Genomic DNA, 22371 nt, shown 5'->3' with positions numbered 1-22371 from the left:
TCACACTCGCCGCTCTACAGTGCACCCGTGGCCGCGCGGATCAGTGAGCGAGAGGGCGGCCTGCTGCTGTTCCGGGTGGCGGGCATCCCGGTGCTGCTCGCGCCGTCGTGGTGGATCGGGTCGGCGATCGTGGTGGCCTTCTACGCGCCGCTCGTCGACGATCTCGCGCCCGGTACCCCGCCCGGCGTCGGCCTGCTGCTCGCCGCACTTTTCGCGGTCTTCCTGGGCCTCTCGGTACTTGCGCACGAACTGGGCCACTGCGTCGCGGCGCTTCGGTTGGGTCTGCCGGTGCGCAGGCTTCGCCTCTACCTGCTGGGCGGGCTGTCCGAGATCATGCGCACGCCCGGCAAACCCAGCCACGAAGGCATCGTCGCGGGTGCCGGACCCATCGTGTCCGTGGCGCTGGCGATCATCTTCGGCATCGGCGCGTTCGTGATGGAACCGGGCGACGTCGTGTGGGTGCTGGTCTTCCAGGTCGCCGCCGCGAACGTCGCCGTGGCCGTCTTCAACCTCCTGCCCGGCCTCCCGCTGGACGGCGGCAGGATCGTCAGAGCAGGCGTGTGGGCCGCGACAGGGCAACGGGCGATGGGCACGCGTGTCGCCGTGGTCGGTGGTTTCGCCGTGGCCATCGCACTGGTGGCGTGGGCGCTCTACGGCGTCGCAGAAGGCGCGGAAGACCGTTGGCTGCGTTTCGGTGTCTGCGCGCTCACGGCGTGGGTCGTCGTCGCCGGAGCGAGGAGCGAGCTCGCCAGCGAACGCCGCCGCACGTGGCCCGCCGGAGTCACCCTCAGCGACCTCATCCTCCCGGTGCTCCAGCTGCCCGCGGAAAGCCCTGTCGCGGATGCCCTGAGCACCTCGGCGGGACGTGGCGTGGTGCTGGTGCGAGCGGACGGCGTCGCGGCCGGGCTGCTCGACGCCGACGCTGCCAGAAAGCTCGCCGCCACAAGCCCGTTCGCCCCGGCGGAACAGGCGGCCGAGCCGATCCTGCCCGAAACCGTGCTGCTCGCCGACGAGCCCGGCGAGGAGATCGTGGAACGGGTTCAGGGCACCGCCGCGTGGCAGTTCCTCGTCGTCGATCTGGAAGGCCGTCCGGCGGGCGTGCTGCGCAGGGAGGACCTGCGTGCGGCCATCGAGAAGGGCGTTTGACACCATTGCGCGGTGATTAGCGCAAGTGGCCCGTTCCAGCCGGGCGACCGGGTTCAGCTGACCGACCCCAAGGGGCGGCACTACACCGTCGTCCTCGAACCCGGCAAGGAGTACCACACCCACCGCGGCGCCATCCCGCACGACCTGCTGCTCGGGCAGCCGGAGGGGTCCGTGGTGCAGTCGGTGGGCGGCACGAACTTCCTGGCGCTTCGCCCGCTGCTACCGGACTACGTGCTGTCGATGCCTCGTGGCGCGCAGGTGATCTACCCGAAGGACGCCGCACAGATCGTCATGTACGGCGACATCTTCCCCGGCGCGCGCGTTCTGGAAGCGGGCGCGGGCTCCGGTGCGTTGTCGTGCTCGCTGCTGCGCGCGGTGGGGGAGAAGGGCAGCGTCCAGTCCTACGAGGTGCGCGACGACCACGCGGTCCACGCGATCCGCAACGTGGAGACGTTCTTCGGCGAGCGCCCCGGCAACTGGTCGATCACGGTCGACGACGTGAAGAACCACGAGGGCGAGGTCGACCGGGTCATCCTCGACATGCTCTCGCCGTGGGAGGTGCTGCCCACGATCTCCAAGAACCTCATCCCAGGCGGCGTCCTGGTCGTGTACGTCGCCACCACCACGCAGCTGTCCGTCGTCACGGAGGCGCTGCGGGAGATGACGTGCTGGACCGAGCCCCACGCGTGGGAGACGCTCGTCCGCCCGTGGCACGTCGTCGGACTCGCGGTGCGCCCGGAGCACCGGATGATCGCGCACACGGCGTTCCTGCTGACCACGCGCAAGCTCGCGGACGGCGTGACGGCGCCGAGGCCGCAGCGCCGGCCGAGCAAGGGCTGATCTCTGTCCGGTTCCGGACAGAGATCTTCGTTAGATCCGCAACGATCCCCGAGAGTTCGTTTGGATGACCAGGTCAGTTCGATCAACAAGACCTGGGGGTCTGACATGCGGAAGTTGACGATCGCGACGGTTGCCGTCGCCGCGTTGGTGCTGCCGGTGCACGTCGCGGAAGCCACGCCACCGCCCTGGTGCTCGGCGGCGTACGAGGGCTTCAACCAAGCCGCTGGCGCCGGCACCGGGATCTCGGAGTGCAACAGGGACATCCAGCGGCTCATGTTGTCCTGCGTCAACCCGTACACCCTGGTCACCTACCTGGCGTACGGCCAGTGGGCCGGGCCGGGGCAGCGCTCCAGGGGGTACTGCGAGAGCGGGGACGGGGCATTCGCCGCCGACGTCCAGTTCTGACCTGCAAGGGATGATTTCCAACCAGTCCTGGGGGATTGTTTTGCGAAAGATCGGTGTCGCGGTTGCGGCCGCACTTGTGACGACCACGTTCCTGGCTCCCGCGGCGAACGCCGACCCCGCCGGGTGCTCGTCGGCGTTCGTGCAGTTGGACAACACGAAGTGGGCCGGCTACGGGCGCTCCGAGTGCAACTCGGGGATCCAGCGCCTCAAGCTCACCTGCTACGTGGCGGCGAACGGGCAGATCTACACCGTGAACGGGCCGTGGGCCAGCCCGAACGTCGCGTCCAACGCCCAGTGCGCCCAGCCCGACTACGCGATCGGCGCCACGGCGTCGAGGAGCTAGCAGCACGCACGTGAAAGGCCCCGCCGAAATCCTGGCGGGGCCTTTTCGCATCAGGTCACTTTGTCGGCGTGCCGACGCTCTCGACGCCGCACACCTTCCAGTCGCCGCCCTCCTGGGACAGCTTGTAGATGATGTGCGACGACACAGTGCCGGTGCCGTTCGGGTCCGGGTTCGGGATGCCGCTGTACTCCGCCTTGAACGTGCCGGTCGTGCCGGACGTCTTCACCTCGGCGATCTTGATGGTCGCCTCGGGGAACGCCTTCGTGGGCTGCTTCGGGGCCTTTTCGGCGTCCTCGTACATCTTCGCGCAGACGTACTTCTTCAGCGCCGGAAGATCGGTCTTGCCCGCCCGGGCCTGCTTCTGGCTCTCCTTGGCGAAGTCGTCGAGCATGTCCTTCGCGTCGGCGTCGCCGCCGGTGGAGGAGCCCTTCGACGGCGTGGTCTGCGTGGTGCCGTTCGTCGGCGGCGTGTTCGTGTCGGTGTTCGACGCCGCCGAGTTGCCGGAGTTGCCCGAGAGCAGCACGGCGGCCGTGATGCCGCCGCCGACGAGCACCAGCACGCCGATGACGACGCCGATGATCAGGCCGGTGTTGCTCTTCTTGGGCGGGGGGCCGCCGAACCCGCCGGGGCCGCCGCCGTAGCCGGGCTGCTGGCCGTACTGGGGCTGGCCGTAGCCCTGCTGCGGGAAACCGCCGCTCTGCGGGCCCTGCTGACCGAACGGGTCCTGCTGCGGCTGGCCGTACTGACCCGGCTGCTGGCCGTACCCCGGTGGCGGCTGCTGGCCGTATCCGGGCGGCGGCTGCTGGCCGTAGCCAGGCTGCTGCGGCGGCTGTTGCCCGTAACCCGGCTGCTGCGGCGGCTGCTGCCCGTACGGACCACCGGGCTGCGGCTGCTGCCCGTAGGGCCCGGGCTGCTGCGGCGGGTAGGTCATCGAAACTCCCCCGATGCGGATGAGGTGATCTATCGGTTGTCATTGTCGTACTTCGTGCACCGGCTCGCGGCCGAATGAGACCTATCGACACGCACGAGTGGCGGTGCACACGATGTGCTGTTGCCATCTGCTCGCGCGAAGGCCGTGTCTGATAACGATTGCGGCACCTCCACCGGGAATCGAGCGCGATGCACTGCGCTGTCGGTGTGGTCCGCCGGTTGCGCCGGCAGAACCACCCGGTTGGCCGCACGGCCTCCGGTCGCACTGGAGCCGCGGCAGAGCGGGTCCTCCGACGAGCGCGGAAGGAGTGGGTTGCGGTGCGTGACCACCGATCGGACCAGCGAGTGGTCCACCTGGTGGGACGACGGCGGGTTGCCGCCCGTCGCCGGGGTGTGAGCCGTACCAGGCGTGTTCGCGGTCGTCCGAGGGTGGTCGCGGAGCGTGGGGAGCGGGCGCCCGCCCAGGTGCTCCCATGACCCTCTCCTCGGACTTCTCGCAGGTCGATCGGCGTGTCGCTGGGCAAAACGCCGGTCGGTGTTTCTAGGACGCACCGTAGCGGTCAGGTGGCCGCACCGAACACCGAGATGGAGCAGTTGACCTCTCTTGGAGGCCGGACCGTTGCGTCACACGAGCGAAGATGATGTTGTGAGTGCACGATTTTGTCGGTGATCGCCGGTACCGTAATCGGTACGAACACGGGAGGAGGGTGCCGACATGCAGCACGGTCATCCCGGCAGCCAACCCGATGAGGGTGGCGAGCTGAACCAGGGCAACAATTCTGCTGAGCTGAACGCGCAGATCAGGTTCCTCGAGGACGAGATCGCGTCGTTGCGTCGCAAGCTGACCGAGTCACCGCGCCACGTGCGGTTGCTCGAGCAGCGCTTGGCTGAGGCGACAGAGCGCGTCAGCCAGCTGACCGAGCGAAACACGAAGCTCATAGACACCCTCCGCGAAGCACGAAGCCAACTGCTCGCGCTGCGTGAGGAGGTCGACCGGCTGGCCCAACCGCCCAGCGGGTACGGCGTCTTCATGGCGCGCTTCGACGACGGCACGGTCGACGTCTTCACGTCGGGCCGCCGGATGCGGGTCGCCGTGTCCCCGGCCGTCGAGCCGGAGAAGCTGTCCTTCGGCCAGTCGGTCCGCCTCAACGAGGCGCTGACGGTCGTCGAGGGCGGCGGGTTCGAGCGGTCGGGTGAAGTCTGCGCGCTGCGGGAGGTGCTCACCGACGACGAAGGTGAGGACACGATCGCGCGTGCGCTGGTCGTCGGCCACGCGGACGAGGAGAGGGTGGTCTGGCTCGCCCAGCCGCTGCTCGACTCGCCGCTCAAGCCCGGCGACTCGCTGCTGGTCGACTCGAAGGCCGGCTTCGCCTACGAACGGGTCCCCAAGGCCGAGGTCGAGGACCTCGTGCTCGAAGAGGTCCCGGACATCGACTACTCCGACATCGGTGGCCTGTCCCGGCAGATCGAGCAGATCCGCGACGCCGTGGAGCTGCCCTTCCTGCACGCGGACCTGTTCCGCGAGTACGAGCTGCGCCCGCCCAAGGGCGTGCTGCTCTACGGCCCTCCCGGCTGCGGCAAGACGCTCATCGCCAAGGCGGTGGCGAACTCCCTGGCCAAGAAGGTGCGGGAGATCCGCGGCGAGACCGACAAGCAGGCCAAGTCCTACTTCCTCAACATCAAGGGCCCCGAGCTCCTCAACAAGTTCGTCGGTGAGACCGAGCGGCACATCCGCCTGATCTTCCAGCGGGCTCGTGAGAAGGCGTCCGAGGGCACCCCGGTGATCGTGTTCTTCGACGAGATGGACTCGATCTTCCGCACCCGCGGCTCCGGTGTGTCGTCCGACGTCGAGACGACGATCGTGCCCCAGCTCCTCAGCGAGATCGACGGCGTCGAGGGCCTGGAGAACGTCATCGTCATCGGCGCCTCCAACCGTGAAGACATGATCGACCCGGCGATCCTCCGCCCCGGCCGCCTCGACGTGAAGATCAAGATCGAGCGACCGGACGCCGAGGGCGCGAAGGACATCTTCAACAAGTACCTGACGCCCAACCTCCCGCTGCACGCCGACGACCTCGCCGAGTTCGGCGGGGACCCGAAGGCCTGCATCGAGGGCATGGTGCAGCACACCGTGGAGCGCATGTACGAGGAGTCCGAGGACAACCGGTTCCTGGAGGTCACCTACGCCAACGGTGACAAGGAGGTCCTGTACTTCCGGGACTTCAACTCCGGCGCCATGATCCAGAACATCGTCGACAGGGCCAAGAAGGCGGCGATCAAGTCGCTGCTGGACACCAAGCAGCCCGGCCTCTCGGTCCGGCACCTGCAGGCCGCCATCCTCGACGAGTTCGCCGAGAACGAGGACCTGCCGAACACGACGAACCCCGACGACTGGGCACGCATCTCGGGCAAGAAGGGCGAGCGGATCGTCTACATCCGCACGCTCGTCACCGGGAAGAACCAGGAGGCGGGCCGCGCGATCGACACGGCCACGAACACCGGCACGTACCTGTAAGACCCGCTTCGAACGAAACCGCCCCGGTCGCCTGCGGCCGGGGCGGTTTCGCGTTTGCGCCCGGTGGCCGCGGGCGTCGGCCTAAGATCTCGTCCGGGGGGCAACATGATGCGCAGCTGGTACGTGCTGGGAGCACTGGGCTTGGTCACCGCGCTGGCCTATGCCCACGACGTGGCGGGCCCGGTCGCCATCGCCGGAACGCCGACACCGCTGTCGGTCGAGTCGATGCGCGCCATCGCGGACGAAGGCTGCGAACGGCCACCCGGATACCGGGTCGGCACCGTGCAGATGCTGCGGGGCAGCGTTCTGGAGGTGGGTGTCACCGCTGGCGAGCTCGTCGTCTGCACCATCCACGGCGCCGGACACACCCGCTCGGTCGGCCGGACCGACGCGCTCGACACCCGGTACGTCGGCGGTCGCACGGGCTTGGTCTGGGACGACGAGAGCGTCGAGATCGGGCGGGTCGCCCCCGAGGTCGCCGAGCTCGAGCTCGTGCTGCCGAGCGGAAAGGTCGTCAAGGCCGAGCTGTACGGCGAGGTCTTCCTCTGCCACGTGCCGGAGAAGATCACCGCTGTGCGGATCCGGGCCTACGACGCGGGTGGCCGTCTCCTGCGCGATGCCGTGATCTAGCCGGTCAGGCCCGACTCGTAGGCCGCGATCACCAGCTGGGCGCGGTCGCGGGCGTGCAGCTTCGCCAGCAGGTTCCCGATGTGCGTCTTCACCGTGCCCGTGCTGACGTGCAGTGCCGCCATGATCTCCGCGTTGGACAGTCCGCGGGCGATCAACAACAGCACCTCCTTCTCCCGCTCGGTCAGCACCTCCAGGCCTTTGAGCGCCGGAGACGACGGCCGCCGCACGAACTCTGAGATCAGCCGCCGCGTCACGGACGGCGAGAGCAACGACTCGCCCGCGGCCACCACCCGGATCGCGGCCAGCAGCTCGGCCGGCGGGGTGTCCTTGAGCAGGAAACCTGACGCACCAGCACGCAGCGCGCCGAACACGTACTCGTCCAGGTCGAACGTCGTCAGCACCAGCACGCGAGGCCCGTCCAGCAGCCGCGTGGCCTCGATGCCGTCCATCTCCGGCATGCGGATGTCCATCAGCACGACGTCCGGCCGCAGCTCCGCCGCGAGCTTCACCGCCTCCGCACCGGTGCCGGCCTCGCCCACCGCGGTCAGGTCGGGTTCGTTGTCGACGAGCAACCGGAAGCTGGCGCGCAGCAACGCCTGGTCGTCGACGATCAGCACACGGGTCATCGGATCGGCAGCTCCGCCTCGACCCGAAAACCGCCCTGGGGACCCGGTCCGGCGCTGAACGTGCCGCCGTACACCGCGACCCGTTCGCGCATCCCGATCAACCCGTGTCCCTCGCCCAACTCCCGCACCCCCGGCCCGTCATCGGTCACCTCAACGCGCACCGACGAAGCTGTCACGTCGACCAGCGCGGTGCACGAAGCCGGGGCCGCGTGCTTCACGACGTTGGTCAGAGCCTCCTGCACGATCCGGTACACCGACAGACCGACCCCCTCCGGCACGGCGGCGTCCCCGCGCACCTCCAGCGAGACCCGCACACCCGCCAGCGACGCGCGGTCGGCCAGCGCGGCCAGCCCGTCGAGGCCGGGGGAGGGCGTCAGATCCGCGTCCGAGCGCAGCACGCCCAAGAGCCCCCGCATCTCGGCCAGCGCCGCGCGGCTCGTCGAGGAGATGACGTCCAGCGCCTCGTAGGCGTGCTCGGGTGAGCGCACGTGTGCGGCGTTGGCGGCCTGCACGGCGATCAGGGAAAGGTTGTGCGCCACCACGTCGTGCAGTTCGCGGGCGATGCGCAGCCGTTCGTCGGACAGCGCCTGCTCGGACCGCTGGGACGTCTCCCGCTCCAGGAACGACCGCCGCATCCTCGTCGTGTAACCGATCACCCAGACGGCGCCCACCGCGGCGATCACGACCAGCACGTTCTCCGGTTCGCCGCCGGACACGCCGGAGATCGCGACGACCGAGACCACGAGTCCGGCGAGTGACCACGCGCGGGAGCGTTCGACGGCCACGGTGTAGAGCGCGAAGCACACCGCCGCCGTCGGGGCGCCGAGTGCCTGGGTCGGCAGCACCTGGCCGATCACCACCCCTGCCGTGCCGGCCGCGGTGATCGCCAGCACGGGCACCGGCCAGAGCCTGCGGACCGCGACGGGCAGCGCGACGACGGCGGCGCAGGGCAGGACCAGCCACCACGGCTGATCCCGCTGTTCGACCATCGCGTACGCCACGAGCACGCCGATCACCACCGCGGCGGTGATGTCGACCAGGTAGAGGTGCAGTCGTGCGATCACGGGGTCGACGCTAGCGACCACCCGGCCGTGATGCCTCGGACCACGGTCCGATTCCCGAGTTCGGCCCGAGGTCCGATCCGCCGAAGGCCGGAGCACCCGACGCTGATCGCCATGATCGAGGTGCGGAACCTGACGAAGAGATACGGCGACACGACAGCGGTGGACGACCTGTCGTTCACCGTCCACCCCGGACTGGTGACGGGCTTCCTCGGCCCGAACGGCGCCGGCAAGTCCACGACCATGCGCATGATCCTCGGCCTCGACCGGCCCACCAGGGGCCAGGCGCTGGTCGACGGCAAGCGGTACGCGGATCTGGACCAGCCGCTGAAGCACGTCGGCGTGCTGCTCGACCCGGCCGCGGTCCACCACGGCCGCAAGGCGCTCGACCACCTGCGCTGGCTCGCGGCGAGCAACGGGATCGACCAGGGGCGCGCCGTCGAACTGCTGGAGCAGGTCGGCCTGGGAGGCGTGCGGCACAAGCGGATCCGGACCCTGTCGCTCGGCATGAAGCAACGGCTCGGCGTCGCGGCGGCACTCCTGGGCGACCCGCGGATCCTGATGTTCGACGAGCCGGTCAACGGCCTCGACCCCGAGGGCGTGCGCTGGATCCGCGACCTCATGCGCGGCCTCGCGAAAGAAGGCAGGACGGTCTTCGTCTCCAGCCACCTGATGAGCGAGATGGCGCTGACCGCCGACCACGTCGTGATCGTCGCAAAAGGACAGCTGGTCAAGGAGACGTCCATCGAGTCCCTGACGCGCAACGGGTCCCTCGAGGACGCCTACCTCGACCTCACGAGCGGGAGGGGACTGTGAAGAACGCACTGCACGCCGAGTGGCTGAAGCTGAAGACGGTCCGGTCCCCGTACGGCCTGGCCGGCACCATCGGCCTGACCATCGTCTTCGCCGCGCTCATCTCGTGGCTGATGGTCCAGGACTACGACACGACCGCGGCCGCGGAGCAGGCCAGGTTCGCCTCGGCGGACGGCAGCGTGGTCGTCGTCCCGATGGCGCAGTTCCTGGTGGCAGCGCTCGGCGCCCTGGTCGCCACGTCCGATCCGGCCCTCACCGCGCTGACCGCCGTCCCGAACCGGAAACGCTTGCTGGCTGCCAAAAGCGCTCTCGTCGCCACCACAGCCGTGGTGATCGGCGCCGCGGCACTCACCCTGAGCCTCGGCGCGAGCTGGCTGATCATGGGGGACCGACCACCACCCGTCGCTCCCTGGGACAGCGTCACCGACGTCCTCCCGCGGGCCGGAGCGTCCGTTCTGTCGATCCTGGCGACAGGTCTGGTCGGCCTCGGGCTCGGCCTCGCGGTCAGGTCGACCGCCGTCACCATCGTCGTCGTCGGCGTCCTGCTGTGGGGCCTGCCCGCGATCACCCCGATGCTGCCGAGTCCCTGGAACGTGGACGTCAGTGCCGCGCTCGTTCCCTACCTGGTCCACGAGGTGGCGGGAACGGTGAACGACGCACCGCTGGGACCGCTGGCCGCTGTTGGATGTTTGATCGTTTACGTACTGGTCACTCTCGGTGTCGGAGCGGTGACTCTCGTGCGACGAGACTCTTGACTCTCTCTTGGGACGCCCCTAGGGTCATCTATACCTTTAATCGGTAAGGAAACTTACCTAACTAATCCGCCGCCAGCAGTCCGAGAGGAGACGCTGAATGGCTTGGCAGAAGTCTGTGGTGGCGCTCGCCGCGGCAGTCGTGCTCCCGCTGACCGGTGTGATGGCAGGAAGTTCGGTCGCCGCCGCACCCGCGGGTGACGTCTCCGCCGCAGCGCTGCCGCCGGGTTCGCCCGCGGCGGTCAACGGCCAGCTGAAGGTCTGCGGTGTGAAGCTGTGCAACCAGGCGGGCCAGCAGGTCCAGCTGCGCGGCATGAGCACCCACGGCATCCAGTGGTACGCCCAGTGCGTCAAGACCGCGTCCCTGGACGCGCTCGCGAAGGACTGGAAGGCCGATGTCCTCCGGATCTCGATGTACATCCAGGAAGGTGGCTACGAGACCAACCCTCGCAAGTTCACCGACATGGTGCACGGCTACATCGAGGAGGCCACCAAGCGCGGCCTGTACGCGCTCGTCGACTGGCACCAGCTCTCGCCGGGCGACCCGAACGCCAACACCTCGCGCGCCAAGACGTTCTTCAAGGAGATCGCTTCGCGGCACAAGGACAAGACGAACATCATCTACGACATCGCGAACGAGCCGAACGGCGTGTCGTGGTCGAAGGTGAAGTCCTACGCGGAGGCCGTCATCCCGACGATCCGCGCGGAGGACCCGGACAGCCTCGTGCTCGTGGGCACGCACGGCTGGTCGACGTTCGGCCTGTCCGACGGCAAGAACATCAACGAGGTCAGCCAGAACAAGGTCAACGCCTCGAACCTGATGTACACGTTCCACTTCTACGCCAAGGACCACAGGGACAGCTACCTCAACGCCCTGAAGACGGTCTCGAGCCAGGTGCCGGTCTTCGTCACCGAGTTCGGTTCGCAGGAGGCCTCCGGTGACGGTCCCAACGACTTCACCATGGCGAACAAGTTCATCACGTTCATGAACTCCGCCAAGATCTCCTGGACGAACTGGAACTTCTCCGACGACGAGCGGTCCGGCGCGGTGTTCAAGGAAGGCACCTGTTCCGGCAGCAACTTCACGGGCGAGGGCCCGCTGAAGGAAGCCGGCAAGTGGGTGCGCAACCACATCAGGGCAAATCGCTAGAACCGACCCCGGCGGGTCACGAGAGCGGCGGTCCTTGCAGGGGCCGCCGCTCTCCGTTGTGCCGCTTGCCTTTTAGGACAGTTCTGGCGAGATTCGTTGACCGCCTCTTGAAGAGATCCATACCTTTCCTCCAACGCCGCCGCGCAGTTCGAGAGGGGAAGCTGTATGGCTTGGCTGAGGTCTGTGGCGGCATGCGCTGCGGCGGTCGCGCTCGCGTTCGCCGGTGTGACGGCGGTGGCAGCGGCTCCCGCGATGCCGGCGGGATCGCCCGCGGCGGTCAACGGGCAGCTGAAGGTCTGCGGAGTCCAGCTGTGCAACAAGAACGGCACGGCCATCCAGTTGCGCGGCATGAGCACGCACGGCATCCAGTGGTACCAGCAGTGCGCGAAGTCCCAGTGGTGGGACGCGCTGCAGAACGACTGGAAGGCAGACGTCGTCCGCGTCGCGATGTACGTGGCGAAGGGCGAGGACGGCTACGAGACGAACCCGCGCAAGTTCACGGACCTGATGCACGGCTACATCGAGGAGGCCACGCGTCGCGGCCTCTACGTGCTGGTCGACTGGCATCAGCTCGACCCAGGCGACCCGAACGTCTACACCGCGAAGGCGAAGACGTTCTTCAAGGAGATCGCCCAGCGGCACAAGGACAAGACGAACATCATCTACGACATCGCCAACGAGCCGAACCACGTGTCGTGGCCGAAGATCAAGTCCTATGCCGAGCAGCTCATCCCGGTCATTCGCGCCGAGGACCCGGACAGCCTGATCATCTCCGGCACGAACGGCTGGTCGACGTTCGGGCACTCCGACGAGCAGGACCCGTCGGTGGTGCTGAACAACAAGGTCAACGCGACGAACTTCATGTACTCGTTCCACTTCTACGCCAAGGAACACCGCGACGACTACGTCTCGGTGCTGGACCGGGTGTCGAGTCAGGTCCCGGTCTTCGTGACGGAGTTCGGCACGCAGGAGGCCACCGGTGACGGCCCGAACGACTTCGCCATGTCGCAGAAGTACATCGATCTGATGAAGCGCAAGAAGATCTCCTGGACGAACTGGAACTTCTCCGACGACGAGCGCTCGGGCGCGGTGTTCAAGGAGGGCACCTGCTCGGGCACGTCGTTCAGCGGCACGAGCAAGCTCAAGCCGGCCGGTGTCTGGGTGCGTGACATCGTGCGGTCGCCCGACCAGTGGTGATCTAAGTTTGAGGGCATGGCTCAACTCGCGCTCGGTCTCGCCTCGCTCGGTCGTCCCGCCTACATCAACCTGGGCCGGGAGGGCGCGCTGCCGGCCGTGCGCGACGTCGAGTCCATGCGCGCGCAGTGCCACCTGGTGCTCGACACGGCCTACGAACTGGGCATCCGGTGGGTGGACGTGGCCCGCTCGTACGGGCTGTCGGAGGACTTCCTGTCGTCGTGGCTGCCCGGCCACGACGGTCTGACGATCTCCAGCAAGTGGGGCTACGCCTACACCGCGGACTGGCGGCCCGACGCCGAGGTGCACGAGGTGAAGGAGCATTCGCTCGCCCGCTTCACCCAGCAGTGGCGGGAAACTCAGGCCCTGCTTCCCCAGGTCGACCTCTACCAGGTGCACTCGCTGACCGCCGACAGCCCGCTGTTCTCCGATCGCGCCCTGCAGGACGCGATGGTGGAGATCGGGGTGCCGCTGGGCTTCTCGACGTCCGGCCCGCGGCAGGCCGACGCCATCCGCAAGGCTGTGGACCTCGGCATCTTCCGGTCCGTCCAGTCCACCTGGAACGTTCTCGAAACGTCGGCGGGGAAGGCGTTGGCCGAGGCTCACGACGCCGGCCTGCGGGTGATCGTCAAGGAAGGCGTGGCGAACGGGCGGCTCGTCGTGGAGCCTCCGCAAGCGGTTGCGGCACAGGCGAAAGCACTGGGTGTCGGACCGGACGCGGTCGCACTGGCGGCGATCGCGCGCCGGCCGTGGGTGGACGTCGTGCTGTCCGGCGCAGCGAGCCCGGAGCAGCTGAGGTCCAATGTGGACGCGATGCGGATCGACGTCGACCTGCCGGACCTGGCCGAGCCCGCCGAGCAGTACTGGACGACCCGCGCCGGGCTCAGCTGGAACTGAATTGCCCGGTTTCTGACAGATGTCACGGCGAGGACGTGCGGATCATCGCTACCCGCGAAGACGCCGGACGAGCAGGCTTTCGGGCATGACGAAGCTGACTGTGACCGACCCCGACGCCCGCGAGAAGCTGGACATCGCCAAGAAGCTGCTCGGCGGTTACGCGGCCGTGAGCGTGCTGACGCTGCTGGCGATCGTGGTGTTCAGCGGCAACCCCGACATGGTCACCGACGCGGTGTGGGTCCGCGGCTCGATCCTCGCGGTCGCGTCGCTGATCACGTTCGCGCTCGGTGTCTCCATGGCGGGCGGTTCGCGCAGCAACTACCGCAGGGTGAAGATCATCGCGTCGGCCCAGGTGGTGGCCGTCCTCGTGATCGAGTCCATCCCCGGCTCGTTCCCCGTCTGGTTCAAGATCGCGAACGGCGTGTGCGGCGCGCTGCTGATCATCGTCGTCCTGATCACGTTCGCCCGCAGCGTGCGCGCCGCGTTCGCGGCCTAATACGGTTTCCGTCGTGGACGAACTGCGAGGCCTGGACGACCGACGCCGGCTGCTGCTCTCCCTGGGCATGCTCTGCTACCCGTTCCTCGCGGCCGCGGGCGTCAACCAGTACGCGCACGGCGGCGGTCTCGTGGCCGGCTACCTGCTGCTGGTGGCCATCTCCGCCTGCTACCTGGGCGTCGTGATCGCCTCGATGCGGTCGGCGTGGCGGATGTACTGGTGGCTGGTGGCGCTGATGACGGTGCTGGCCGTGCTGCTCGCGCCGCTGGCCAGGGACATGGTGCTGATCCTGGCCGCGGTGATCGTGCCGTCGATGGCGGCGCGAGCCGGTGCCCGGACGGCGGCGGCTCTGGTGGTGCTGGGTGCCGCGGCGTGTGTGCTGGTGCCGAGGGCGGTGGGCTGGAGCACCGACGGGAGCTGGTACTTCGCGGTGGCCGTGGTGTTCACGACGTTGCTGGTGCTCGCGTTCAGCCGCACCGCCAGGGCCAATCAGGAGCTGCGCGAGGCCAGGGCGGAGGTGGCGAGGCTCGCGTCGGAGGCCGAGCGCAACCGGATCGCCCGCGACCTGCACGACCTGCTCGGCCACTCGCTCACCGCGATCACCGTGAAGAGCGCGCTGGCCAGAAGGCTGGAACCCGCGCAGGCGCGGGCCGAGATGGAGTCGGTGGAGCAACTGGCCCGGCAGGCGCTGTCCGACGTGCGGGCCGCGGTGTCCGGCTACCAGGACGTCACGCTCGCCGGTGAGCTCGCCAAGGGCCGGGAACTGCTGCGGGCGGCCGGGGTCGCCGCCGACCTGCCCACCGCAGTCGACGCGGTGCCGCCGCAGCGTCAGGAACTGTTCGGCTGGGTCGTCCGGGAAGGGGTGACGAACGTGGTGCGGCACGCGAGGGCCGGCCGGTGCACGGTGGAGCTCACCGCGTCCACCGTGCAGGTCCGGGACGACGGCGTCGGTGGCCCGGCCGGCACCGGGTCCGGTTTGGACGGTCTGCGGACCAGGGTGACCGCGGCCGGCGGCGTGCTGACGGCCGGTCCGGCACAGCCGCGCGGCTGGTGTCTGCGGGTAGCGGTATGACGATCAGGTTGCTGCTCGCCGACGACCAGGAGCTCATCCGGCACGCGCTCGGCGTCCTGCTCGGCCTCGAACCCGACTTCGAGGTGGTGGCCTCGGTCGGCCGCGGCGACGAGGTCACGGCCGCTGCGCTGGAACACCGCCCGGACGTCGCGCTGCTGGACATCGACATGCCGGGGCTGGACGGGCTCGCGGCCGCCGCCGTGCTCACCGCGCAGGTGCCCGGCTGCCGCGTGGTCATCCTGACCACGTTCGGCCGCACCGGTTACCTGCGCCGGGCCATGGAGGCGGGCGCCGTCGGGTTCGTCGTGAAGGACGCCCCGGCCGACGCTCTTGCCGACGCCGTCCGGCGGGTGATGGCCGGTGAACGCGTGGTGGACCCGGCGCTGGCCGCGGCCACGCTGGCGGCGGGCGAGTCGCCGCTCACCGCCCGCGAACGCGACGTGCTCATCGCGGCCCGCTCCAGCGCCACCGTGGCCGAGATCGCGGCCCGGCTGTACCTCGCCGAGGGCACCGTCCGGAACTACCTGTCCGGAGCCACCACCAAGACCGGCACCCGCAACCGGACGGAGGCCCTGCGGGTGGCCGACGAGCGCGGCTGGCTCTAGCGGGAACCGGTGCGGCGCAACCACTCCCGGCCGATCGCACGGCCGTCCGGCACCAGAGGCCAGCCGGGGTCGTCGATCTTGCCGCGCAGCTCGCCGAGGTCCATCCAGCCGCCCCAGGCGACCTCCTCGGGCTGGTGGGTGAACGGGCCGTCGCTGCGCGTCTCGTAGATCCACGCGTGGTAGCGGGTCAGTTCGTCGACGTAGGTGGTCCGGAAGAGCGGAGTGAGTGGGCTTCGCACGCCGAGCTCTTCGTGGAGTTCGCGTGCGGCGGCCTCGTCCGGCGTCTCGCCCGCGTCGATCACGCCACCCGCGGCGTAGTCGTAGAGGCCCGGGAAGATGTCCTTGGTGTCCGTGCGGCGGTGCACGTAGATCCTCTCCCCGTCCAGTGACAGCACGAGGGTGAGCACGCAGCCGTGCCAGAGGTTCTCCGCGCGCATGCGCTCGCGGGTCACCTCTCCGATCACGTTCGCGTCCTCGTCGTAGAGGTTGATCATCCTGGGGTCCTCCTGTGGTCGTACGCGAGCTTGCTACCTCAGTCCGACGCCCGCTGATCGCGATCCTTCCTACCTTCGTGACCGTCAGACGTGTCACCGAGGAGGATTCGTGTCCACTTCCCTGCGGCTCGGCGTCGCCGAGTTCCGCGCCCGGCCGGGCCGCGCGCTGCTGCCCGGCGTCGCGCTCGTCGTCGGCGTGGCCTGCCTGCTGGCCGCCCTGGTGCTGAGCGACGCGCTCACCAGGTCGGTCGACGAGGGCGCGCCCGTCACTCCGTCCACAGTGGAACACGTGGTGAACGTCAAGCCGTCCGACCACGGCTCGGACACCGCGGAGACGAACGGCCCGAAGCTGGACGGCGCGCTGCTGGCCAAGCTCTCCGCGGTCGGCAGGGCGGTGCCGGTGCAGGAGGCGCACGCGGACCTGCTGGACGGCAACGGCCGGGCGGGGGAGCACCGGGCCGAGGTGCAGGTCCAGCAGCCGGACCTGGTGCGCTGGCCGCTGGCCGAGGGCAAGGCGCCGGCCGCCGACGACGAGGTCGCCGTCGACAAGATCACCGCGTACGAACGCGGTCTCAAGCCGGGCGACAAGATCAAGCTCGCCGCCGCGGACGGCAAGCCGTTCGACGTCACGGTCAGCGGTGTCATGAAGAAGGGCGGGATGGACGCGCGGCCGATCCTGGTCGCCGGGCCCGACCTCGCCCGCAAGCTCGACCCGCGGCCCGACACCATCGCGGTGTGGGTGATCGGCGGTGCTCGCTCCGCCGTCGCGAGCGCCGCCGGGGCCTCGTACGTCGTGTTCGACCCGAGCCCGGACGCCGACAAGATCGGCAACGACCTGACGTTCCTCCTGCTGCCGTTCAGCGTGCTCGCGCTGGCCACGGCGGTGTTCGTCGCGGCGGCCACGTTCCGCGCGGTCTACGCGCAACGTCAGCGGCAGACGGCGTTGCTGCGGTGCATCGGGGCCCAGCGCGGGCCGTTGGTGCGCAGGAGCCTGTTCGAGGCGTTGCTGACGGGTGCGCTGGCGGGGGTCGGCGGTGCGCTGCTGGGCGGGCCGATGGCATGGCTGCTGGCCAGGACGTTCGACGTCACCGGCATCTCGGTGCTGTTCGGCGCCGTGCAGCTGAGCCCGGACCTGCTGCCGTCGCTCGGGTACGTGATTCTCGGAGTTGTTGTTGCCGCGATGTTGAGCGTGATGGCCGCTGTTCGGCCTGCGATCAACGCTGCGCGTGTGTCGCCTCTCGCCGCGTTGCGTGACGCGGAGAACGAGGTGCCGCCACGGTCCGTGCGTCGCCTACGACTCGTGTTCGGTGTCTTGTTCACCGGTGGCGCTGCATTCCTCGCGATGGTCGCTATCGCCGCCAAGGGGACCGTTGCTGCTCCTCTGGCCGTGACGTTCTCCGCGATCGCCGCGGTGACCGGCCTGTTCTGGATCCTCGGCCCGGTCACGGTCCCGTTCATCGCGCGGCTGTTCGGCAAGATCGGCGGTACCCAGTGGAAGCTCGCCGGCGCCGAGGTGCGCAGGATGCCGCAGCGGTCCGCGTCGGTGGCGCTGCCGTTGCTGCTGGCCAGCTCGATGGTGACGTTCTTCCTGGTCGTGCTGGGTGGCGCGCAGGACATGGCGTTCGCGTACTCCAACGAGGAACGCCCCGACGCGACCGTGGTCGACGCCGGTGACCGGGCACTGCCGGTCGTCCCGGTGCAGCCCGAGGTGGCCGCCAGCGTCGTGCTGCACGAGGCCGAGAACGGGTCCGGGGTCGACCCGGCGGAGTTCAAGGCGTGGCTCAAGGCGCAGAACGTGGGCGGCGTGGACCAGTTCGTCTCAGGCACGGCGATCGTGCCGGAGCACTGGTCGGACCGGCCGTTCGTCGAGAACGACGGCAAGCAGTACAAGGTCGTCGGCACGATTCCCGGCGGCATCACCGGCTACACGCCGATCATCGGCGGCCTGACCTCCAGCCCGGCGGAGAAGGTGCTGGTCGCGTTGAAGCCGGGGGCGGATCCGGCGGCGTTCCGGGCGAACCTGCAGGCCGCGCTGCCGAACAACCCGACGGTGATCGTGCAGACCGACGCCGACGAGCGTGCGCAGACCGACCGGTACATGCACCTCGGCACCGTGCTGATGATGGTGTTGCTGGGGCTGTCCGTGGCGGTCGCCGTGACCGGTATCGGCACCGCGCTGACGATCTCGGTGCAGGAGCGCCGCAAGGAGCTCGCGCTGAGGCGGGCCTTGGGCGTCACTCGGGGCGGACTGCAGGGCGGGGTCATCGCTGAAGCGATCATGCTGGCGCTCGTGGGCGTCATCGGCGGTGGCGTGCTCGGGTTCGGCTACGCGGAAATCGCCATCCTGGCCACTGGGATCGACATGTCACTGCCAGGGATGCGGGTGGTGTTGCCGCTGGTCATCGGCGCGGCGGCGGTCGTCGTGCTGGCCGTGGTGGCGGCGTTCGGGCCCTCGCGAGGCGCATCTCGCATTCGCCCGGCGGCAGGACTGGCCTCTGGGTGAATAGGGTGAGGGGGAGTTTCACGGCGAAGCTCCCCTCACGCTGTTGTCGGGGTCAGGTCATAAGGTGTTGCGCATGCGGCGGATCATGGGAACCGAGGTCGAGTACGGCATCGCGGTGCCGGGCGACGCGACCGCGAACCCGGTGCTCACTTCGACACAGGTGGTGCTCGCGTACGCGGCGGCGGCGGACATACCGCGCGCCAGGCGTGCCAGGTGGGACTACGAGGTGGAGTCACCGTTGCGCGACGCGCGCGGGTTCGACCTGGGCAGCCCCGGTGGCCACCCCGCCGACTCCGACGTCGAGGACCTGGGGGCGGCCAACGTCATCCTCACCAACGGCGCGCGGCTCTACGTCGACCACGCGCACCCCGAGTACTCGGCTCCCGAGGTCACCAACGCGCGTGACGCGGTGATCTGGGACAAGGCGGGGGAGCGGGTGATGGAGGAGGCCGCGCTGAAGGCCGCCACCGTGCCCGGCCAGCCCCGCCTGCAGCTCTACAAGAACAACGTCGACGGCAAGGGCGCGTCGTACGGCACGCACGAGAACTACCTGATGCAGCGGTCGACGCCGTTCACGGCCGTCATCGCGGGCCTCACGCCGTTCTTCGTGTCGCGCCAGGTCATCACCGGTTCCGGCCGCGTGGGCATCGGCCCGTCCGGCGAGGAAGCGGGCTACCAGCTCTCGCAGCGCGCGGACTACATCGAGGTCGAGGTCGGCCTCGAGACGACGTTGAAGCGCGGCATCATCAACACGCGCGACGAGCCGCACGCGGACGCGGACAAGTACCGCCGCCTGCACGTCATCATCGGCGACGCGAACCTGGCCGAGTACTCCACGTACCTCAAGGTCGGCACCACGTCGATCGTGCTGGACATGATCGAGGCCGGTCAGCGGTTCGACGACCTGCGCATGGTCGACCCGGTGCGCGCGGTGCACCAGATCAGCCACGACCCGACCCTGAAGACCAAGGTCGAGATGACCGGCGGGCGCAAGTTCACCGGCCTGGACGTGCAGTTCGCCTACCACGAGCGGGCCGCCGCCTTCATCGAGAAGGAGGGCATCGGCGACCGCGACGTCCTGCGCGTGTGGGGCGAGGTGCTCGACGCCCTGGCGCGTGACCCGGCGGAGTGCGCCGACCGGCTCGACTGGGTGGCCAAGCTGCGGCTGCTCGAGGGCTACCGGCAGCGCGACGGCCTCGCGTGGGGCTCCGCGCGGCTGAACCTGGTCGACCTGCAGTACTCCGACGTGCGCCTGGACAAGGGCCTCTACAACCGCCTGGTCGCGCGCGGCTCGATGAAGCGCCTGGTCAGCGAGGAAGAGGTCATCGCGGCCATCACCACGCCGCCCGAGGACACGCGTGCGTACTTCCGCGGCCGGTGCCTGGAGCGCTACCCGACCTCGGTCGCGGCCGCGTCGTGGGACTCGGTGATCTTTGATCTCGGTCGGGAATCCCTCGTGCGAATTCCCACCCTGGAACCGCTGCGAGGCACGAAAGCCCACGTCGGAGCGCTTCTGGAGGCCTCTGACACCGCCGAGCAGCTGGTCGATGCACTGACTCGCGGGTGATCGTCTACCCGAGTGGCTCAGGATTTTTGTCGGTGCCGCTGGGTAGTGTTCTTGTCAGGCGAGCAAGCGGGAGGCCGAGATGTCCCAGGAACAGAAGCAGCATCAGGGTGGTGGCGACGGCGACGACGGTGCCGAGGGCGCTGCCGGAGCAGGTCAGGAACGCCGCGAGAAGCTCGGCGAGGACGTGGACGCGATCCTCGACGAGATCGACGACGTGCTCGAGGAGAACGCGGAGGACTTCGTCCGCGCATACGTGCAGAAGGGTGGTCAGTAGGCCTTCCGGGCCTGTTGACCACTTCGGGGACGGGAGAACAACCAACACATGGACCACAGCTCGACCGGGCGTTACCCGGCCGCGGCGTTGCCTTCGGCGTACCTGACGCCGGGCTCGTCGTCGTTCACGGACTTCTTGCGGGCGCAGGCACCGGACATGCTGCCTTCCGCCCGGAAGCTCCCGGAGGGGACCGTCCAGGCCCCGCACGGGACGACGATCGTCGCGGCCACCTACAAGGGTGGCGTCGTGATCGCCGGCGACCGGCGCGCGACGATGGGCAACGTCATCGCCCAGCGGGACATGAAGAAGGTCTTCGTGACCGACGACCACTCGGCCGTCGGCATCGCGGGCACGGCGGGCATCGCGATCGAGATCGTGCGTCTGTACACGGTCGAACTGCGGCACTACGAGAAGATCGAGGGCGTCTCGCTGTCCCTGGACGGCAAGGCGAACCGCCTCTCGGCGATGATCAGGGGCAACCTCGACGCGGCCATGGCCGGCCTCGCCGTGGTGCCCCTGTTCGCCGGGTACGACACCTCGGCCACCGACTCGGACCGCGCGGGCCGCATCGTGTCCTACGACGTCACCGGCGGCCGCTACGAGGAGTCGCAGGGCTACCAGGCCGTCGGCTCGGGCTCGCTGTTCGCGAAGTCGGCCCTCAAGAAGCTCTACGACCCGGACGCGGACGTCGACGCCGCGATCCGCTCGGTCATCGAGGCGCTGTACGACGCGGCGGACGACGACTCGGCCACGGGCGGCCCGGACCCGGTCCGCCGCCTCTACCCGGTCGTGGTCACGATCAACGGCGCCGACGGTGCCGTAGAGGTACCGGAGCCCCAGATCGCCACGGTCGCCAACGCGGTCGTCGAAGGCCGCCGGTCCCGCCCCTCAGGCTGAGTCCCCATCAGGTTCGACGTCAGGAGCACCACCCATGACGATGCCGCTGTACGCATCGGCAGAGCAGGTGATGCGCGACCGCTCGGAGTACGCCCGCAAGGGCATCGCCAGGGGTCGCAGCGTCATCGTGCTCAAGTACGCCGACGGCATTCTGTTCGTCGCGGAGAACCCGTCCAGCACGCTGCACAAGGTCTCGGAGATCTACGACCGCATCGGCTTCGCCGCCGTCGGCCGCTACAGCGAGTTCGAGAACCTCCGCCAGGCCGGCATCCGCTTCGCCGACGTGCGCGGATACCAGAACGACCCGCGTGACGTGACGTCCCGGTCTCTCGCGAACGTCTACGCCACCACGCTGGGCACCTACTTCACCGAGCAGATCAAGCCGTTCGAGGTGGAGATCTGCGTGGCCGAGGTGTCGGACTCCGCCGAGTCGGACACGCTGTATCGGCTGACGTACGACGGGTCCATTGTAGACGAGCCGCAGTACATCGTGATGGGTGGCACCGTGGATGCTGCCAACTCCGCGTTGAAGGACGCCTTTGCTGACGGGCTTTCGTTGGCTGAGGCGGTTCCTGTTGCGGTCAAGGCGTTGTCCGCTGGGTCGCCGTCCACTGGGAACGGTTCTGCGGAGATTCTTCCTGCTAGCAAGCTTGAGGTTGCTGTGCTGGAGAGGGCTCGGCCTCGGCGGGCGTTTCGGCGGATCGCTGGGGCGGCGTTGGATTCCTTGATGCCTTCGCCTACCAAGGGTGGGAAGGCTGTTGAGGATGTTCAGCTGCCTGGGTCGGAGGATGACTCCAAGTAGGGGTTGGCTTGTTGTGGGAGGCCCTCGGTTTTTGCCGGGGGCCTTTTGCTTTGGGTGCGCCTTGGTTTCGTGGGTTGTTGTGTTGCGTTGGCGGGGTTTCTGTTGCTAGTCCGATAGCGTTCCCCGGTTGCGTTGGGCGGCTTGCGGTTGCGTGCTTCTCCTTGGGGGCGCTGCCCCCAAACCCCCGCCAATCTGATCGGGGGGTCCAGCGCCGCTTGCGGGTTGATGGCACGCCTGTTGCTTTCGGCGGCTGCCTGTTGCGTTGGTGGTGCGGTCCGGGTGGGGTCCCGTCACAAGCCGAGCCGGAGCGAGCCACACTCGGAGGGATGGGTCAAGTCGACGAAAAGCGTGTCGACTTG

The 22371-nt window shown here is 68.8% G+C and carries 22 protein-coding genes and 1 pseudogene; 19 read left to right on the top strand and 4 right to left on the bottom strand.

The window, feature by feature from the left end; all coding sequences use genetic code 11:
- Positions 1–27 precede the first annotated feature (27 nt).
- The 4 genes from ABZ345_RS42420 (at position 28) to ABZ345_RS42405 (ending at position 2734) form a co-directional block, all read left to right on the top strand.
- Positions 28–1146 carry a site-2 protease family protein gene (locus tag ABZ345_RS42420; protein WP_359860617.1) on the top strand — a complete coding sequence of 373 codons (1119 nt, stop codon included), beginning with the start codon at positions 28–30 and terminating at the stop codon, positions 1144–1146.
- Between the two features lie 15 nt (positions 1147–1161).
- The gene (locus ABZ345_RS42415; RefSeq protein ID WP_359860669.1) at positions 1162–1986 is read left to right on the top strand and encodes a tRNA (adenine-N1)-methyltransferase; all 825 of its coding nucleotides are present in this window, start codon (positions 1162–1164) and stop codon (positions 1984–1986) included.
- A gap of 105 nt (positions 1987–2091) precedes the next feature.
- The gene (locus ABZ345_RS42410; RefSeq protein WP_359860616.1) at positions 2092–2391 is read left to right on the top strand and encodes a hypothetical protein; all 300 of its coding nucleotides are present in this window, start codon (positions 2092–2094) and stop codon (positions 2389–2391) included.
- A 40-nt stretch (positions 2392–2431) separates the two neighbouring features.
- The gene (locus ABZ345_RS42405; protein ID WP_359860615.1) at positions 2432–2734 is read left to right on the top strand and encodes a hypothetical protein; all 303 of its coding nucleotides are present in this window, start codon (positions 2432–2434) and stop codon (positions 2732–2734) included.
- 55 nt (positions 2735–2789) lie between these two features.
- Here the strand turns inward: ABZ345_RS42405 and ABZ345_RS42400 are convergent, their stop codons facing one another.
- Entirely contained in the window at positions 2790–3665 is an 876-nt protein-coding gene (locus tag ABZ345_RS42400) for a hypothetical protein (RefSeq protein WP_359860614.1), read from the bottom strand.
- Positions 3666–4379: 714 nt separating this feature from the next.
- On the opposite strand from ABZ345_RS42400, the gene arc reads away from it, so the two are divergent.
- Together arc and ABZ345_RS42390 are read left to right on the top strand one after the other, a co-directional pair.
- Positions 4380–6179 (top strand): proteasome ATPase, encoded by a 1800-nt coding sequence (arc, locus tag ABZ345_RS42395; RefSeq protein ID WP_359860613.1) that lies wholly within the window; start codon positions 4380–4382, stop codon positions 6177–6179.
- Positions 6180–6284: 105 nt separating this feature from the next.
- Entirely contained in the window at positions 6285–6809 is a 525-nt protein-coding gene (locus tag ABZ345_RS42390) for a hypothetical protein (RefSeq protein WP_359860612.1), read from the top strand.
- On the opposite strand, the gene ABZ345_RS42385 is transcribed toward ABZ345_RS42390, so the two are convergent.
- Together ABZ345_RS42385 and ABZ345_RS42380 are read right to left on the bottom strand one after the other, a co-directional pair.
- Positions 6806–7435 (bottom strand): response regulator transcription factor, encoded by a 630-nt coding sequence (locus tag ABZ345_RS42385; RefSeq protein ID WP_359860611.1) that lies wholly within the window; start codon positions 7433–7435, stop codon positions 6806–6808. The genes ABZ345_RS42390 and ABZ345_RS42385 overlap by 4 nt on opposite strands.
- Positions 7432–8499 carry a sensor histidine kinase gene (locus ABZ345_RS42380; protein WP_359860610.1) on the bottom strand — a complete coding sequence of 356 codons (1068 nt, stop codon included), beginning with the start codon at positions 8497–8499 and terminating at the stop codon, positions 7432–7434. Before ABZ345_RS42380 ends, ABZ345_RS42385 begins: the two co-directional genes overlap by 4 nt.
- 111 nt (positions 8500–8610) lie before the next feature.
- On the opposite strand from ABZ345_RS42380, the pseudogene ABZ345_RS42375 reads away from it, so the two are divergent.
- The 8 genes and pseudogenes from ABZ345_RS42375 to ABZ345_RS42340 all read left to right on the top strand — a co-directional run.
- Positions 8611–9243, top strand: a pseudogene (locus ABZ345_RS42375) (ATP-binding cassette domain-containing protein); the annotation flags it as partial.
- Between the two features lie 65 nt (positions 9244–9308).
- Positions 9309–10064: an ABC transporter permease gene (locus ABZ345_RS42370; RefSeq protein ID WP_359860609.1), complete on the top strand. Its 756-nt coding sequence runs from the start codon at positions 9309–9311 to the stop codon at positions 10062–10064.
- Between the two features lie 97 nt (positions 10065–10161).
- The gene (locus tag ABZ345_RS42365; RefSeq protein ID WP_359860608.1) at positions 10162–11211 is read left to right on the top strand and encodes a glycoside hydrolase family 5 protein; all 1050 of its coding nucleotides are present in this window, start codon (positions 10162–10164) and stop codon (positions 11209–11211) included.
- Between the two features lie 165 nt (positions 11212–11376).
- Positions 11377–12408: a glycoside hydrolase family 5 protein gene (locus ABZ345_RS42360; protein ID WP_359860607.1), complete on the top strand. Its 1032-nt coding sequence runs from the start codon at positions 11377–11379 to the stop codon at positions 12406–12408.
- 15 nt (positions 12409–12423) lie between these two features.
- Positions 12424–13302 (top strand): aldo/keto reductase, encoded by an 879-nt coding sequence (locus ABZ345_RS42355; RefSeq protein WP_359860606.1) that lies wholly within the window; start codon positions 12424–12426, stop codon positions 13300–13302.
- An 85-nt stretch (positions 13303–13387) separates the two neighbouring features.
- On the top strand, positions 13388–13798 hold the full coding sequence (locus ABZ345_RS42350; RefSeq protein ID WP_359860605.1) for a hypothetical protein: 411 nt from the start codon (positions 13388–13390) through the stop codon (positions 13796–13798).
- 13 nt (positions 13799–13811) lie between these two features.
- Entirely contained in the window at positions 13812–14870 is a 1059-nt protein-coding gene (locus ABZ345_RS42345) for a histidine kinase (protein WP_359860604.1), read from the top strand.
- The gene (locus tag ABZ345_RS42340; RefSeq protein WP_359860603.1) at positions 14867–15475 is read left to right on the top strand and encodes a response regulator transcription factor; all 609 of its coding nucleotides are present in this window, start codon (positions 14867–14869) and stop codon (positions 15473–15475) included. The genes ABZ345_RS42345 and ABZ345_RS42340 overlap by 4 nt, the downstream gene beginning before the upstream one ends.
- Here ABZ345_RS42340 and ABZ345_RS42335 read toward each other — a convergent pair.
- Complete coding sequence (locus tag ABZ345_RS42335; RefSeq protein WP_359860602.1) at positions 15472–15969, bottom strand: NUDIX domain-containing protein; 498 nt, start codon at positions 15967–15969, stop codon at positions 15472–15474. The genes ABZ345_RS42340 and ABZ345_RS42335 overlap by 4 nt on opposite strands.
- A gap of 109 nt (positions 15970–16078) precedes the next feature.
- On the opposite strand from ABZ345_RS42335, the gene ABZ345_RS42330 reads away from it, so the two are divergent.
- The 5 genes from ABZ345_RS42330 to prcA all read left to right on the top strand — a co-directional run bounded on the left by ABZ345_RS42330 (position 16079) and on the right by prcA (position 22012).
- Positions 16079–18472, top strand: coding sequence for an FtsX-like permease family protein (locus ABZ345_RS42330; protein ID WP_359860601.1), 2394 nt, complete (start codon positions 16079–16081; stop codon positions 18470–18472).
- 73 nt (positions 18473–18545) lie between these two features.
- Positions 18546–20039 (top strand): depupylase/deamidase Dop, encoded by a 1494-nt coding sequence (gene dop, locus ABZ345_RS42325; protein ID WP_359860600.1) that lies wholly within the window; start codon positions 18546–18548, stop codon positions 20037–20039.
- 79 nt (positions 20040–20118) lie between these two features.
- The gene (locus tag ABZ345_RS42320; RefSeq protein WP_053733492.1) at positions 20119–20313 is read left to right on the top strand and encodes a ubiquitin-like protein Pup; all 195 of its coding nucleotides are present in this window, start codon (positions 20119–20121) and stop codon (positions 20311–20313) included.
- Between the two features lie 48 nt (positions 20314–20361).
- Positions 20362–21210 (top strand): proteasome subunit beta, encoded by an 849-nt coding sequence (prcB, locus tag ABZ345_RS42315; protein ID WP_359860599.1) that lies wholly within the window; start codon positions 20362–20364, stop codon positions 21208–21210.
- Positions 21211–21244: 34 nt separating this feature from the next.
- On the top strand, positions 21245–22012 hold the full coding sequence (prcA, locus tag ABZ345_RS42310; protein WP_359860598.1) for a proteasome subunit alpha: 768 nt from the start codon (positions 21245–21247) through the stop codon (positions 22010–22012).
- The last annotated feature ends 359 nt before the right edge of the window (positions 22013–22371 follow it).

It is taken from the genome of Lentzea sp. NPDC005914, from assembly GCF_040629405.1.
In the GTDB taxonomy this organism is placed as follows: Bacteria; Actinomycetota; Actinomycetes; order Mycobacteriales; family Pseudonocardiaceae; genus Lentzea.
Note: the sequence above shows the minus strand (reverse complement) of the source record. Positions and strands in the feature narration are given on the sequence as shown.